16 protein-coding genes are annotated in these 15250 nt (G+C 54.4%); 10 read left to right on the plus strand and 6 right to left on the minus strand.

Annotated features, from left to right (window positions below):
* Nucleotides 1-83: 83 nt before the first annotated feature.
* The 4 genes from tpiA (at nt 84) to IGQ16_RS10720 (ending at nt 3178) form a co-directional block, all read left to right on the plus strand.
* Nucleotides 84-815, plus strand: a complete 732-nt coding sequence (gene tpiA / locus IGQ16_RS10705; protein WP_024125888.1) for a triose-phosphate isomerase — start codon at nt 84-86, stop codon at nt 813-815.
* Nucleotides 816-1080: 265 nt separating this feature from the next.
* Entirely contained in the window at nt 1081-1677 is a 597-nt protein-coding gene (locus tag IGQ16_RS10710) for a tetratricopeptide repeat protein (RefSeq protein WP_024125889.1), read from the plus strand.
* 68 nt (nt 1678-1745) lie between these two features.
* Nucleotides 1746-2000, plus strand: a complete 255-nt coding sequence (locus IGQ16_RS10715; protein WP_024125890.1) for a hypothetical protein — start codon at nt 1746-1748, stop codon at nt 1998-2000.
* Between the two features lie 5 nt (nt 2001-2005).
* On the plus strand, nt 2006-3178 hold the full coding sequence (locus IGQ16_RS10720) for an MltA domain-containing protein (RefSeq protein WP_024125891.1): 1173 nt from the start codon (nt 2006-2008) through the stop codon (nt 3176-3178).
* Here the strand turns inward: IGQ16_RS10720 and IGQ16_RS10725 are convergent, their stop codons facing one another.
* Genes IGQ16_RS10725 through IGQ16_RS10735 form a run of 3 tightly spaced genes read right to left on the minus strand, consistent with a single transcriptional unit; the run spans nt 3179 to nt 5656 of the window.
* A complete protein-coding gene (locus IGQ16_RS10725; RefSeq protein ID WP_024125892.1) occupies nt 3179-4228 on the minus strand; it encodes an alcohol dehydrogenase catalytic domain-containing protein in 1050 nt (349 codons plus the stop codon).
* An 18-nt stretch (nt 4229-4246) separates the two neighbouring features.
* Nucleotides 4247-5365, minus strand: coding sequence for a phospho-N-acetylmuramoyl-pentapeptide-transferase (mraY, locus tag IGQ16_RS10730; RefSeq protein ID WP_297039593.1), 1119 nt, complete (start codon nt 5363-5365; stop codon nt 4247-4249).
* A gap of 45 nt (nt 5366-5410) precedes the next feature.
* Nucleotides 5411-5656: a DUF3134 domain-containing protein gene (locus tag IGQ16_RS10735; RefSeq protein WP_024125894.1), complete on the minus strand. Its 246-nt coding sequence runs from the start codon at nt 5654-5656 to the stop codon at nt 5411-5413.
* Between the two features lie 185 nt (nt 5657-5841).
* On the opposite strand from IGQ16_RS10735, the gene IGQ16_RS10740 reads away from it, so the two are divergent.
* Nucleotides 5842-6165 (plus strand): hypothetical protein, encoded by a 324-nt coding sequence (locus tag IGQ16_RS10740; RefSeq protein WP_297061492.1) that lies wholly within the window; start codon nt 5842-5844, stop codon nt 6163-6165.
* A gap of 30 nt (nt 6166-6195) precedes the next feature.
* On the opposite strand, the gene metK is transcribed toward IGQ16_RS10740, so the two are convergent.
* Nucleotides 6196-7446, minus strand: coding sequence for a methionine adenosyltransferase (metK, locus tag IGQ16_RS10745; RefSeq protein WP_024125896.1), 1251 nt, complete (start codon nt 7444-7446; stop codon nt 6196-6198).
* A 185-nt stretch (nt 7447-7631) separates the two neighbouring features.
* Between metK and IGQ16_RS10750 the strand changes: the two genes are divergently transcribed.
* Entirely contained in the window at nt 7632-8531 is a 900-nt protein-coding gene (locus IGQ16_RS10750; RefSeq protein ID WP_297061494.1) for a CoB--CoM heterodisulfide reductase iron-sulfur subunit B family protein, read from the plus strand.
* Here IGQ16_RS10750 and IGQ16_RS10755 read toward each other — a convergent pair.
* Nucleotides 8528-9085, minus strand: coding sequence for a 5-formyltetrahydrofolate cyclo-ligase (locus IGQ16_RS10755; RefSeq protein WP_297040916.1), 558 nt, complete (start codon nt 9083-9085; stop codon nt 8528-8530). The genes IGQ16_RS10750 and IGQ16_RS10755 overlap by 4 nt on opposite strands.
* A gap of 78 nt (nt 9086-9163) precedes the next feature.
* On the opposite strand from IGQ16_RS10755, the gene ureA reads away from it, so the two are divergent.
* The 4 genes from ureA to IGQ16_RS10775 all read left to right on the plus strand — a co-directional run bounded on the left by ureA (nt 9164) and on the right by IGQ16_RS10775 (nt 13685).
* On the plus strand, nt 9164-9466 hold the full coding sequence (ureA, locus tag IGQ16_RS10760; protein WP_011056825.1) for an urease subunit gamma: 303 nt from the start codon (nt 9164-9166) through the stop codon (nt 9464-9466).
* Between the two features lie 168 nt (nt 9467-9634).
* Nucleotides 9635-10933 (plus strand): threonine synthase, encoded by a 1299-nt coding sequence (gene thrC, locus IGQ16_RS10765; RefSeq protein ID WP_297061495.1) that lies wholly within the window; start codon nt 9635-9637, stop codon nt 10931-10933.
* A 49-nt stretch (nt 10934-10982) separates the two neighbouring features.
* Nucleotides 10983-11258 (plus strand): MoaD/ThiS family protein, encoded by a 276-nt coding sequence (locus IGQ16_RS10770; RefSeq protein ID WP_024125900.1) that lies wholly within the window; start codon nt 10983-10985, stop codon nt 11256-11258.
* Between the two features lie 186 nt (nt 11259-11444).
* Nucleotides 11445-13685 (plus strand): DUF3488 and DUF4129 domain-containing transglutaminase family protein, encoded by a 2241-nt coding sequence (locus IGQ16_RS10775; protein ID WP_297061498.1) that lies wholly within the window; start codon nt 11445-11447, stop codon nt 13683-13685.
* Here IGQ16_RS10775 and IGQ16_RS10780 read toward each other — a convergent pair.
* Complete coding sequence (locus IGQ16_RS10780; RefSeq protein ID WP_024125902.1) at nt 13682-15022, minus strand: hemolysin family protein; 1341 nt, start codon at nt 15020-15022, stop codon at nt 13682-13684. The genes IGQ16_RS10775 and IGQ16_RS10780 overlap by 4 nt on opposite strands.
* Nucleotides 15023-15250 lie beyond the last annotated feature (228 nt).

Raw genomic sequence — 15250 nt, forward strand, 5'->3', positions numbered from 1 at the left:
ATTAATAATTATTAATAATTACTAGGGATAACCCCTGTGGTAGGCTTGATCAGGTTAAGTTTCGCAGAGGAAAATCAGGACGAGTGCGCCCAAAAGTTCTTGCTGGCAACTGGAAAATGCACAAAACCCAACAGGAGGCAGTGGCCTTCCTACAGGAGTTTTTAGGGGAATTGGTGGACACCCCCAGCGATCGCGAGGTGGTGCTATGTGTTCCCTACACCTGTTTGAGTGTATTGTCTAAGAGTCTGCACGGAACACGGGTGAAGCTGGGTGCCCAAAATGTCCACTGGGCAGATCAAGGGGCGTTTACGGGCGAAATTTCGCCACCGATGCTGGTGGAGCTGGGCGTGCGCTACGTGATTATTGGCCATAGTGAGCGGCGACAGTATTTTGGTGAAACGGATGCCACGGTTAACCAACGGCTCAGGGCTGCCCAAAGCCACGGCCTAACACCGATTCTCTGTGTCGGTGAAACGAAAGCCCAACGGGATGCCGGCGAAACAGAAAACCACATCTTTCAGCAGTTGGCGCTGGATTTGGTGGATGTGGATCAGACCAATTTGGTGATTGCCTACGAACCCATTTGGGCGATCGGTACCGGTGACACCTGTGAAGAAACGGAAGCCAACCGTGTCATTGGTTTGATTCGCAGTAAGTTGCACAATCCCGATGTCCCCATTCAGTACGGTGGCTCAGTGAATGCTAACAACATTGATGCCATCATGGCCCAGCCAGAAATTGATGGGGTGCTGGTGGGTGGCGCTAGTTTGCAGCCGGAGAGTTTTGGGCGCATTGTTAATTACAAGCCCCTTTGAACATCACCCAAAGTTCCCCGTCAGTGCCCTACACCACACCTATCCCAGAGATAGAGCACTGTCTTCTGAGCGGAAAACCTCAAAATATCAACACCCAGCCTTTTTTCCAAGGATTTAAAACCGCGACAGAGCGGAAGGCTGGGTGTGCCGCCCAGAAAGGGGTCGTAGCTAGCAATTTATTACAACTGTTATCGTTTGCTGACCGATCGCTTCATTTTCTTTTAGGATCGAAGTAAGGCTGAGCAATGCCGAAAGGAGGCCGACGATGCGCCAACAACTCTTCAGTACTTTGACGGTTTTAGCTGCTTTTGTTGGTCTCAGCAGTGCTGTTGTGGCACAGCCGATGGCGATCGCCACCTTGACTCCCCCCGAACTTCAGGAACTGCAACGCCTGATGCCCCGCAGTGCCGAGGACTACTACAACGTGGGATTAATGCACCAAGGTACGGGGGACCTGGCCGCTGCCATTGATGCCTTTAGCCAAGCGATCAGACTCAACCCCAGTGCTGACTACTACTTTGCTCGCGGCCTGGCCTATTACGACCAAGGGGATATGCAGCGGGCGATCGCTGACTTTACCACTGCGCTGCGCAACGATCCACAGTTTATTGCCGCCTACTACAACCGCGGCATGGCCTATCTTGCCCTGCAAAACTACAATGCAGCAATTGCGGACTTTGATGCTGCCCTAGCACGGGATCCTCAATTTGTTGCTGCCTACTATAGTCGGGGCATGGCCCACTTCGACAGTGGGAATGTGGAACTGGCGCAACGGGACTATGAGCGTGCTCGCGCTCTCAACCCAGCCATGACCGCCCAGTACTATGATCGCGCTCCCCGTCCCCTCACCGGTGGTCCCTAGTACCTGAAGCCACCAATTACAGCGATAATAGAGGATAATGTGCACGATAAGGATGAGCGATCGCGCCTATGCCCAGAACCCCTTCTGAATTTGCGGTTCATTTATTTCTGGAGGGCGGTCACCGTGAGGAGGTGCGCTTCCCCACCATTCAAGACTTCCAGAAGTGGTACAGCAACGAGTTGGCGGCCAAAGCAGATTCCAACGACTTTATTTCTGTTCCCATTAAAAACATTCAAGGGGAATACATGGTGGTGCGCCCCTCAAAAGTCTTTGCGATTCGGGTAGAACCTGTGTTTGCCTCCAGTGTCGATCGGTTTGCCTAGGCTCTATGGCGGGTTTATGGACAGGATGGCTTCAGGGGGTCATCATCCTCGCAGCGGGCGCGATCGCCACAGCACCAACGGTTGCTCCCTTGACGCGCCAAAGCCAACTTCCACCAACCGTTGCCCTAGATACTGCCCTCTGGCAATCCCGCGGTGAGCGAGCACGACTCCTCCAAGCCATTGATCATAGTTTGCGTTACCTGCGTACTGAGAAGGCCCGCCAAGACTACGCCGCCTACACCGCTATTGGCCAACCCGGAGCAGCCCTTGGCCCCAATCTCCAGCAGCGGGTCATCCGCTCCCTCGAACGCTTTCGCCATCTGGTACAAACCCGTCGCTCTGCGGCAGAACTGCAAGCCGCCGTCAAGCGAGAATTTGTTTTTTATCAATCCATTGGCGCCGATGGCCAAGGGCGAGTGGAGTTCACGGGCTATTATGCACCGACCTATCGTGCCAGCTTAGTGCCGACAGCAGAATACCGCTATCCTCTATTTCGTCGCCCCCCTAATTTTGAGCAGTGGCCAGAGCCGCACCCCACTCGCTTGGAACTGGAAGGGGCGGATGGGCAGCAGTGGCGCAATGGCCCTTTGCGGGGTCTGGAACTGGTCTATTTGCGCGATCGCCTTGAGGCTTTTTTGGTTCACGTCCAAGGCTCGGCTGAGCTGCAACTGCCCAATGGTCGCCGCTTTACCGTGGGCTATGCCGGCAAAACGAATCACCCCTACACCAGTATTGGCCAAGAACTCATTCGCGATGGTAAGATTGCCCGTGAGGAACTGACACTCCCGCGCCTCATGGCTTACTTTGAGGCCAACCCTGCTGAGCTCGATCGCTACTTGCCCCGCAACGCCAGTTTTGTCTTTTTTGAACACACCCAAGGGCGTCCTCCCACAGGTAGTCTCTCGATGCCGGTGACCCCAGAGCGTTCGATCGCCACCGATAAGTCTCTAATGCCACCGGGCGCCTTGGCGGTGATCAACACGCAGATTCCCCTCAAGGCCCAAGGCCAATGGCGGCAAACCCCCGTTAGCCGTTTTGTGTTGGATCAGGATACGGGCAGTGCTATTCGGGGGCCAGGTCGTGTCGATATTTTCATGGGCACGGGAGATGTCGCCAAAGCGCGCGCCGGTCTCGTCAATACGCCGGGGCAGTTGTACTATTTGCTACTGCGGCAATAGCTAGGGTTGCAGGGCGACTTTGATCACTTGGCGTGCCTTCATGGCTTGCAAAACACTTTCAATCTCCGTTAGGGGGGCTTGGCCACTAATGAGCTTCTCAAAGGGCAGTGTACCGCTGGCAATCAATTGCAGAGCCTGACGGACAAAGGGGGGAGTGTTGTGAAAGACCCCCTTGAGGGTGAGTTCTTCGTAGTGCAGGCGTTCTGTATCCACGCGGATCGCCGTTTCCCGGGGACAACCACCAAAGAGGTTAATCGTGGCGCCCGGCCGACCACAGGCGATCGCCGTTTCCCAGACTTCAGGAATCCCAGTGGCTTCAATGACAATGTCGGCGCCCCGTCCTTCCGTCCAGTCTTTGACGACGGCGGGAATTTCCCCGCACTGGTGATGATTGATGGTTTGCTCTGCCCCAAAGGTGGTAGCGATCGCCAGCCGCCCATCGGAACCGCCAAAGGCAAGAACCCGTGCCCCCTGTTGTGCCAGCACGCCGACAAACATTAGACCAATGGCGCCATCCCCAAGGACAACAATTTGCGGTGGACTCGGCCACGTTTCCACCATAGCCGGGTCAAAGCCAGAGCGGGCGACACCATGGAGAACACAGGCGAGGGGTTCGGTCAGCGCTGCCAAGGCAAAGGAGAGGCATTCTGGAATGGGCAAAAGGTTTTGGCGGACAATACTGGCAGGAAGTTTCAAATACTCGGCAAAGGTGCCATTGTTAAACTCCAGATGAGGACACAGGGAAAAGGCCTGCCGCTGACAATAAAAACACTGACCACAGGGGGCAGAATTATTGGCCACCACGCGATCGCCCACCCGCCATTCAGTCACACCAGCTCCAAGGGCAACAATTTCCCCGGCAGCTTCATGGCCAAAGAGAATCGGCGGAGTCAGCATCCGGGCATGACCCCCGCGGCGCCATACCTTCAAGTCGGTGCCACAGGTGGTGGCGGCCCGTACCCGAATCACCACTTCCCCCGGCCCCGGCGTCGGATCAGGGACGGTTTCAATGCGGACATCTTCTTTGCCGTAGAGCACTGCGGCTTTCATTGCACTTCCCCCATCCAATTAGGCCAACCATTGCAGGAGGCCGCAGAGCAGTCCCAAGAGGGCAACGACCCCATAGAAGGTGCTCACCACCCGCAGTTCTGACCACCCCCCCAGCTCAAAGTGATGGTGCAGAGGTGCCATGCGCAGCAGCCGCTTGCCCACGCCGTCGGGGCCTTTTGTTGCCTTGTAGTAGAGCACTTGGGCAATCACTGAAAGGGACTCCACAAAAAAAAGACCACTGACAATCAACAGTTCCCAGAGGTGGTGACTGGCCAAGCCAATGCCCGCAAGGACTGCCCCCAGGGCTAGGGAACCGGTATCCCCCATAAACACCCGTGCCGGATGGTGATTGTGCCAGAGGAAGCCAAGACAGGCACCACTCATAACAACGGCCAGAATTTGCAAGTCGGGATAGGGGCTGAGAATCATCCCTAAAGCAAGGAGGGCGATCGCCGCCGTCCCAGTCGCCAGACCATCGAGACCATCGGTAAGATTCAGAGCATTCCCTTCCGCCATCGGCACAAAAATTGCTAAGGGGATAAATGCCATCCCTAAAGGCCAGACCCATCCCCAGGGAGCCGTCACAACCGTTGCCGTTGGATCACTACCCACCAGCCAAGCACAAAAAAGAGCCGCCCCAATGCCCTCCAGCAGGAGCCGCAGCCGAGCCGATAGTCCTTTGTTGGATTTGCGCCGCAGAACTTGCCAGTCGTCCCACCAGCCAATGGCCGCATACCAAAGCACCAACAGGGCGATCGCCCCCACCGTTGGCGATAGCTTCCCCTGAGCAAACCCTGTCCACAGGAGGGCTAGCCCCAGCCCCGGCGGCACAAAAAAGATTCCCCCCATCGTCGGTGTGCCCGATTTTTGCAGGTGAGATTGTGGGCCATCTTCGCGGATAATTTGCCCAGTTTTCAACCGCCGCAACATGGGCACGACGGCCATCCCTAGAACCGCCACGATGGCAAAACTCACCAAATAAGGCACCGTTAAGGTTTGCAACGGCCGTTGCCAGTGGTTTGCCCCTGTATCGTAAGCAATGCTAGCAATGAGGAGGCCAATGGCGAGAAGGCCAAAAAGCCGCCGTCCCGTTAGCCAACGGGGTTCAATCGCAGCCCTGGTTTTGGTGGAAGGCATGGGGATAGCTTTAGCACATACTCCGATAATAGGGGGATTTGTGCCCTACTCCTCAAGCCCTAGGTCCTCTTCTTCGTCGTAATCGCCCAAGGAGTCACCCACAAATTCCTCAATTTCACCCATATCATCGAGGGTGCTATCAATGATTGGGTCCGCCTCATTGGCATCGCGGGGAATAAGGCGGCCGGTTTGCTGTAACCATTCCAAAATTGAGCGATCAGAACGCCCCTCAGCAGTGAGGTTCTTTTGGGAAATGGGTTCTTCGTACAACGAGGGATTGTATAGGGTCATAGAGCGATGGGTAACAACCAAGTAGGGGCAATCAATCCAATCTTTTAGTTTAACGTTTGGCCATAGGAATGTAAACGTTGGTCGCAGACCAATCCGCCACAGTGGCACATTCTCTGGAACCTGCCTAAACTGGAGAAGTCTCTAAAGAATGGGCATTAGGCTTTCATACATGAGGGATCGAAAGAATGTCTTTACTCAAAACATCATCCATTCCCTTGATGGTTTTAAGTGTAGTGTCTCTCGGTAGGGGGGCGATCGCCACCCCCTATCCTCCAGAGGTGGTTTCCCGATTCACCAGTGAATGCACAACCGCTCTGGAACAGCAAGTGCCCCAAATGGCGCAATACGGCAATGCCTACTGCACCTGTGTGATCAATGAACTGCAATCCTCGCTGACCTTAGCCGAGTTTCAAGCCATTGGTGAAAGTGTGCAGACCAATATCAAGCCGGAAGTGCGCCAGATGCTCACCCAGACCGCCCAAACCTGCCTGCAACGAGTCAGCCAGTAACTAGGGGGGGACAACTCCCCCCATACTTTCCTAGACTGCACTTAGAAACTGAGCAGCAGCAGCTTGCAGATCGGCAACTTTATCGAGTCTTTCCCAAGGCAAGTCAAGGTCATGACGCCCAAAGTGACCATAGGCTGCCACATCTTGGTAGAAGCGACCACCGCGATCTTGGGGTAAGTGGCGCAGGTTAAAGGTTTGAATAATAGCAGCGGGGCGAAGATCAAAGTGGGTTTTAATCAACTCCAACAATTGCTCTGGGGCGAGTTTGCCCGTGCCAAAGGTATCCACAAAGAGGCTCATGGGGCGAGCAACGCCAATGGCATAGCTAATCTGTAACTCGCATTTGTCCGCCAGCCCTGCGGCAACGATGTTTTTGGCAATGTAACGAGCCATATAGGCGGCACTGCGATCCACTTTTGTCGGATCTTTACCGGAAAAGGCACCCCCCCCATGGCGGGCATAGCCACCGTAGGTATCCACCACCAGTTTGCGCCCCGTGAGTCCTGAATCCCCTTGGGGACCGCCAATCACAAATTTGCCCGTAGGATTGACTAAAAAGCGGGTGTTTCCATCGGGTTGGAGGGTCAAATCGGCAAAAACTGGCTTGACAACTGCCTCCCAGAGATCGGCTTTAATCTTGGCTTGAACAGCGCTTTCCTCGCTAATGTCATCAATGGTGGCGGTGTGTTGGGTGGAAATCAAAATTGTATCAATCCCCACTGGTTTGCCATCCTCATAGATGACCGTGACTTGGGTTTTGCCATCGGGGCGTAGGTAGGGCAGCTGACCCGTTTTACGGACAGCAGCTAAGCGGCGTGCCATGCGGTGTGCCAAGCTAATGGGCAAGGGCATATACTCAGGGGTTTCATTGCAGGCATAGCCAAACATAATCCCCTGATCGCCGGCGCCAATGCGATCCAGTTCGGCGTCACTGAGCTGTTCCCGGGCTTCCTGGGCTGTATCCACACCACGGGCAATATCGGGGGATTGCTCATCAAGAGCAACAATGACGGCACAGCTATTGGCGGCAAAGCCATTGTTAGCATCGGTATAGCCAATTTCATGGATTTTCTGCCGCGCTAAGTTAACGTAGTTGACCTGTGCCTTGGTCGTAATTTCCCCGGTAATCAGGACTAAACCCGTATTAACAACCACCTCAGCAGCCACGCGACTCTGGGGGTCTTGGGTGAGCAAAGCATCCAGAATGGCATCGGCAATTTGGTCGCAAATTTTATCGGGGTGGCCTTCGGTGACGGACTCTGAACTGAATAAGTAACGCAAGATCGCACTCCTATGGCATGGATGATTGAAAGAAGGCAAGAAATTGCCTGGTGGCAACACGGACTTTTGACTAAAAACTAAGCACTTGTTTCTAAATCCTAGGATTATAACTGAGCAGCGGGACGTTACGAAGGTAATGTGATGATTGGCTAGACTAGGGGCAGATTTTAGACTTTTCAAGTGGTATGCCTGCTTTACGCTATGCCTACTATCCCGGTTGTGTGGCTCAAGGTGCCTGTCGGGAATTAGATCTCTCAACGCGGGCGATCGCCCCCCTGTTGGATATAGAGCTTGTGCCACTGAAGCAAGCCAGTTGTTGTGGCTCAGGTACCTTTAAGGAAAATTCATGGCTGCTGGAAGATACCGTGAATGCCCGCAACATTGCCCTTGCAGAACAGTTAGGCCTGCCCCTGTTGACCCATTGCAGCACCTGTCAGGGGGTGATTGGCCATGTGGATGAACGCCTCAAAAGGTTTCAGCGCGATCGCCCGGCGTACGTGGCAGAAATTAACCAAGTGTTGACGCAACAGGGCTGCGCTCCCTACCAAGGCACAACAGAAGTCAAGCATTTGCTCTGGGCAATTGTTGGCGATGTGGGCATTGACCAGTTGCGCGATCGCGTCCATCGTCCCCTCACAGGACTTCGCTGCGCTGCCTTTTATGGCTGTTACCTCCTGCGCGCCCAAGAGAGACTCCCCTTTGATCATCCGCTCCATCCCACCTCGATGGAGCAGGTATTTGAGGCGCTAGGAGCGACCCCCATAGAGTATGAGGGACGTACCCAGTGCTGTGGTTGGCCAATTTCTAGCTATGCCACGGCGGCCAGTTTTGCGATGGCCGCCCAACGACTCCAGAGCGCGATCGCCAAGGGTGCGGATTGCATTGTCACCCCCTGTCCCCTGTGTCACCTCAATCTCGATGCCCGTCAACCGGAGATTGCCCAGCAGGTGGGGGTTCGCCTCAATCTGCCGATTCTCCACTTGCCGCAACTAGTGGGTCTAGCCCTTGGCCTGAGTCCGGAGGAACTTGGTTTGAGAAAGCACATCGTCTCGACGCAGCCAGTGTTAGCCAAGCTGGGTCTTTAGCGGATTTCCCAGAGGCCTGATTCAGTGCAAATTGCTTGCAGCGGCTGATCCCACGGATCATGGGGCAATTCTTCTACAAGCGCTGCCTCAAAGACAATCCCCCAGCGACACACGTGCTGCCAGTCAGGGTGGGCAAAGAGGCGATCAAAAAAACCCGCGCCGTAGCCGAGGCGATACCCCTGGCGATCGCAGGCAACCGCAGGAATCAAACACAGATCAACACAAGCGGGATCAATAGGAGGAGCTTCGGGGGACGGTTGCCAGAGGCCATAGCGGCCTTGCTGGAGAGTGTCTTCTTTGCCATCAAAACAATGCCACTGTAAATCCTGGCCCACCACACGAGGTAAGCCCCACTGTTTCGGGAGTAACCACAGGGAGCGCAAATCCGGTTCTCGGCGATGGGGCACGTAGGTCAACACCGTGGTTGCCTGTTGAAACTGGGGGTGATCAAACAAGTGCTGACAAATGCGCTGACTGCGATCTTGCCACTCGCGATCGCTCAGGTGCTGCCGCCATTCAAGATAGTGTTGTCGCAATCTGACTTTATCGCTCATTGATTTGACATTGATTTTCTGGGCCCCCAAGCCACAGGCTAGTATATGAGGTAGAGCCAATGCTTAACCCTAGCAACGATGCAACTATCCCCGCAAGAAAAAGACAAGCTCCTGATTTTTACGGCCGCTCTTGTGGCCGAACGTCGCAAAGCCCGGGGTCTCAAGCTCAATTATCCCGAAGCAGTGGCCTATATTTCTGCGGCCATCTTGGAAGGAGCGCGGGAGGGGCGCACGGTTGCCGATTTGATGAACTATGGCACAACGCTGCTCACCCGTGATGATGTTATGGAAGGGGTGCCAGAAATGCTCACAGAGGTGCAAGTCGAGGCAACATTTCCCGATGGCACAAAGCTGGTGACAGTACATACCCCCATTCGCTGAAGTCTCAAGAAGCCTCAGGAGAGTGCCAACAGAGGACGAGGAACCCATCCCCAACAGGAAGAATTTTGCTGGTGATTCAAATCCCGATAAAAATAGTCGGATATGTTTGACAGGGTGATCGCCCCCTGCTAGGATGGTCAACAACTTGTCTGAGGCAGTCTGAGACCCATGACCGCAACCTTGACCTCCACCACCGAAACCGCCTGTTTTACCCACCTCAAATGCAAAGAGTGTGGCGCAGAGTACGAACCCCAAGCCATTCATGTCTGTGAGTACTGTTTTGGCCCCCTAGAGGTGAAGTACGATCTAGAACGCTTGGCGGCAGTTGTAACGCGCAGCACCATTGAGGCGGGTCCGAAGTCCATTTGGCGCTACCGTCCCTTTTTGCCGGTGACCTCGGCAAACCCCATTGATGTGGGCACAGGGATGACTCCCCTCATCAAAGCCCAGCGGCTGGGGCGGCGGCTCGGGCTCAAGCATCTGTACATCAAAAACGATGCGGTGAATATGCCCACCCTCAGCTTCAAGGATCGGGTGGTATCGGTGGCGTTGACACGGGCGCGGGAATTGGGCTTTACGACGGTGTCCTGTGCCAGTACCGGCAATTTGGCGAATTCAACGGCGGCGATCGCGGCCCATGCGGGGCTAGACTGCTGCGTGTTTATTCCAGCGGATCTGGAAGCGGGTAAGGTCTTGGGGACGCTCATCTATGGACCAACGGTGATGGCGGTTGAGGGCAACTACGATCAAGTCAATCGTCTCTGCTCGGAGGTGGCAAATACCCATGGCTGGGGGTTTGTCAATATCAATTTGCGCCCCTACTATTCGGAAGGGTCAAAGACGCTAGGTTATGAGGTAATTGAACAGTTGGGCTGGCAACTTCCTGACCACATTGTGGCCCCCTTGGCTTCCGGCTCTCTGTTCACGAAAATTTACAAAGGCTTCCGTGAATTTGTGGCAGTGGGTCTAGTGGCTGACAAACCTGTCCGCTGTAGTGGTGCCCAAGCGGTTGGCTGCTCCCCCATTGCCCAAGCCTATGCCGAGGGGCGGGACTTTGTGGCACCCGTGAAGCCCAACACCATTGCTAAATCGATTGCCATTGGTAACCCCGCCGATGGTGTCTATGCCCTAGACATTGCCCGCAAAACGAATGGGGCGATCGCTGCGGCCACCGATGAAGAAATTGTGGCAGGCATTAAGCTGCTTGCGGAGACGGAAGGGATTTTCACCGAAACCGCTGGTGGTACCACAGTTGCTGTTCTCAAAAAGTTGGTGGAATCGGGCAAAATTGACCCCGAAGAAGTGACCGTTGTCTATATCACGGGCAATGGCCTGAAAACCCAAGAGGCGGTACAAAACGATATTGGTCAACCCTTGACGATTGAACCGAAGTTGGCCAGCTTTGAGCGCGCCCTAGAGCGATCGCGCACCCTTGAACGGTTGGATTGGCAACCGGTATTGGTCTAGTTAGTTTTCCCAAACTTTGTTGAAATCTATGGATGGTTTGTAGAGGTCTATGGCTGTTACTGTTTTGATTCCGACTCCCTTGCAAAAACTCACCCGCGATCAGGCAACGGTGGAGTGTCAAGCCCAATCGATCGCTGAACTCCTAGAGAAGCTAGAGCAGGACTGCCCCGGCATTAAAGGGCGCCTCTGTGATGAAAACGGTCAGCTGCGGCGGTTTGTGAATTTCTACGTCAATAACGAGGATATTCGCTTCCTCAATGGCATTGAAACGCCCCTTAAGGATGGCGACGAGGTCAGCATCATTCCCGCGATCGCTGGCGGCTAAGGCGTCGCCAAGGGATGGTCTGGTTCCTGCTGCACTGACTTGACCCATGGGCAAAATATAGGCAAACCCTGTGATTTAAGGGTAAGGAAACGCTGGAGCTAGCAGGCGATGCCCCTAGGGGCTGATTTGCCCGCTCTCAAGTAGACATTTGTTAGGATCAGGGCACAGTTTTTCCCTGCTGCCTTTATGTTTCAGTCTTGGCTGCAACCCCTTGCCCACTCACCGATGCTGGCCCCGGCCAAAGATATTGAGGATTCCCTGCTGCTGCGCCTAGGGGTATTGGGCCTGGTCATTGTTGGCCTGGTGACCACGGATGTTGCCTCAGAAACAACGAATAGTTTTTGGGCAGTTCCCCTCTCCATTGCCGGTTTTGGTTGGAGTTGGTGGGCACGGCGGCAAAGCAATGTTGTCGCTAAGCTAGTGATTGCCATCGGTATGTTGGTGGCATTGGCGGTGTTTTTAGGGCGGCTGGCCGCACTGAACCAAGATTCCCGGGTGTTGCTGACGGAACTGTTAATCCAACTGCAAGTGCTCCACAGTTTTGACTTGCCTCGCCGCAAGGATTTGGGCTACTCGATGGTGATTGCCCTGATTTTGATTAGTGTAGCGGCCACCCTCAGTCAAACCATGATCTTTGGCGTGTTTCTTTTAATCTTTCTGGCGATCGCTCTACCGGTTTTAGTCCTCGACTACCGCTCACGCCTGGGCTTGCTATCCACTACACTAAACTCCCTGCGCTTGCCCTGGCCGCAATGGGTTGGTCTCTTTGCCCTGATTCTTGGCTTGGGAATGGCGGTCTTTGTGCTGCTGCCGCGTTTCCCTGGCTATCAGATTCGCACCTTGCCTGTCAGTGCTGAAATTGAAGTTCAAGGGGAGTTTGACCAAACCCGTGTGATCAATCCGGGCTACGTCAGTGGTCGTGGTGGTGGCGGTTTGGGGGAGGAACTGACCCATCAAACCTTCGACTCGAACTTTTACTATGGCTTTGGTGCCGAGATTGACCAGACCATTGGGGGCATGATGACCCCCCAGGAACTAATGCGAGTGCGATCGCAAGCCCCCGGCTTCTGGCGAGTCCTTGCCTTTGACCAATATACGGGGCGGGGTTGGCGCATTAGTCGCAACGATGAGGCAGAAGTGCTGCAGCGTTCCCCTTGGAGTTTTCGCTATCTGCTGCCGCAGCAACTCTCCCAGATGCCAACGCAGGAAGTGATTCAGACCTACACGATTGTTTCTGAGTTTAGTAACCTCATTCCCCACCTCTATGAGCCGCGCGAACTCTATTTTCCCACCCGTGAAATTGCCCGCGATCTCGATGGTGGGCTGCGGGCGCCGCTGCCCTTGCCAGCGGGGCTGACCTATTCCGTAATTTCTCAAGTGCCGGTGCGCGATCGCTCCCTGTTGCGCAGCGCTCCTAGACTGCATTCTCCCCTCGGGTATGAAGCCTACTTGGCAGTACCGGCGGATCTCAAACCGCGACTCCAAGCCCTCGCTAAGGATCTGCTGGCAAAGGCCGATCGCTCGATTCCTGAACCCTACGAGCAAGCCCTTTACCTCACCCAGGCTCTGAAGCAATCCTATGCCCTGAGAACTGATATTCCTGAACTAGGTAAAGATCAAGATTTGGTGGAGGCCTTTCTTTTTGAGTGGCGCGGGGGCTATCCCGATCACTTTTCCAGTGCGTTGACACTGCTGTTGCGCAGTATTGGTATTCCCAGCCGCTTGGTAACAGGGTTAGGAACAGGGGAATTTAACCCCTTCACGGGTCTGTACGTGGTTCGTAATACCGATGCCTATGCCTTGACGGAGGCCTACTTCCCCAATTTGGGATGGTTTCTCTTTGATCCGATTCCGGGGCACGATCTCTATCCAGCTACTCTAGAGGTGGATCAGACCTTTAGCGTTCTCCAGCAGTTTTGGCAGTGGGTCACCGGCTGGCTGCCGACCCCAGTGACAGGGCTCTTTGGTACCCTTTTTGCCACCCTCGAAACCGCTTTACAAAAATTCTTTGATCTGTTTAGCCAAGGGCTGGGGGGTATTGTCCAAGGGATTTTGATTCTTTTGGGGGGCGCCATCACTGTCTGGGGCTTGGGATACGCTCTCCAGGGGTGGCGATACCGTCAACGTCTGCAAAAACTGCCCCCGATCGCCCGCCTCTATGTACAAATGCTCGATGGTCTGGCCCAGCAGGGATTACCGAAGCGCGCCAATCAAACCCCTTGGGAATACGCGCGATCGCTGCAAACCTGTAGCCGCCTTGATGCCGTCAGTCAACGGGCCATTGCAACCCTGACCCAGGCCTATGTGGCTTGGCGCTATGGTGGTGATTGCCCCCCTTTGCCCCCCCTGAAACGGGCCCTTAACCAACTGCGACAACAACGCTGGCGATCGCTACAACGCACGGTAGCCGATTTGCGCCGTCGTTAATCCTTCTCCTTGTGGTTGCTCTCATCGGCGAGGGCATCATCGCTCACCAGTTCAGTGACCAGCACCTTATCAACGCGGTTGCCATCCATATCCACCACTTCAAAGCGCAAGCCGTCGGTTTCAATATAATCTCCCGACTGGGGAATGCGACCAAATAGCGTAATGATGAGCCCACCAAGGGTGTGGTAGTTGGCAGTGTCCTCCTGGGGCAAGCTTTCCCGCCGCAGCAATTCCTTGAGTTCATAGGTAGAAAGCAGACCATCCAACAGCAAAGAGCCATCCTCCCGCTGAACAATTTGTGGTTCCTCCTCCTCATCGTGGCGCAGTGTGCCAATAATTGCTTCCGTGAGATCATTGAGGGTGACTAGTCCTTCAATGCCACCGTATTCATCGGTAATCAGAGCAATGTGTTGGCTCGACTGGCGAAAGAGTTCAAGGACATCAAGCGCCGGTAGGCCTTCGGGAACAAACAGCGCCGGCTGCACCAGTTGCCGCAGGTCAATGGTTTGCTGGGTTAAGCGAGCCGCTAAAAAATCCTTGGCTGAGATAATCCCCAAGCAGTGATCAATGGTTTCCTCAGCAACAGGAAACCGTGAATGGGAACTGGCTAGGATTTCCGCCTCTATTTCTTCAAGGGAAGATTCAATATCCAGCCAAACAATATCGGTGCGGGGGGTCATGATGGATTGAATCGGGCGATCGCCCAAGTTAAAAATCCGCGCCACCATATCCTGCTCTGCCACCTCAAAGAGACCCGCCCGGGCCCCCTGCTCAATCAGGACCTTGATTTCATCCTCCGTAACCGTTTGGTCGGCAGTGGTGGCAATGCCCAATACTTGCAAGATGGCATCTGTGGAGATGCTGAGTAAATGCACAATCGGGGCTGCTAATTTCGTCAGCCAAGTCATTGGCTTGGCAATATTGCAGGCGATCGCCTCCGGATAGGTCATGGCAATCCGCTTGGGCACCAGTTCACCTATCACCAAGGAAAGATATGTAATCCCCGTCACCACAAGGGCAATGCTCAAAGGCTGGCTGTGTTGACCCAACCATGGCACGGGACTCAGGGTAGCCTGTAACCGCTGGGCAAGGGTGGCACCCCCCACAGCACCACTGAGAATACCAATCAGAGTAATGCCAATTTGTACAACCGAGAGAAAATCATTGGGGGAGTTGGCCAGTTTCAGAGCTGCCCTCGCCTTGCGTTTACCGCGTTTTGCCAGTTGCTCGAGGCGGACTTTGCGCGCAGAGACCACTGCGATTTCAGCACCAGCAAAAATGCCATTGGCGATGATGAGCAGCAGGACAAATAAAAGTTCTAAGGCAGCGGCAGACATTGCAGCTATTCTTCTAGGGGCGACCCCAGATATACATTCTCCGTCGGCATCGTCGGTGGTCAGACCTATTCAAGAGACTGCTCCTTTACTGCCGATGTTGTTTCCATGATGCTGAATAAATTGCTCCTCTGCCATATCGCCCTATGGAGGGGATGTGATTCCATTATTAAGCAGTCTTTGCGGTTTTGAGGGGGTTTCATCCTATTGCAAAGGGCTGTATAGCAGTCA

It is taken from the genome of Thermosynechococcus sp. M3746_W2019_013 (assembly GCF_015296045.1).
Lineage (GTDB): Bacteria > Cyanobacteriota > Cyanobacteriia > Thermosynechococcales > Thermosynechococcaceae > Thermosynechococcus.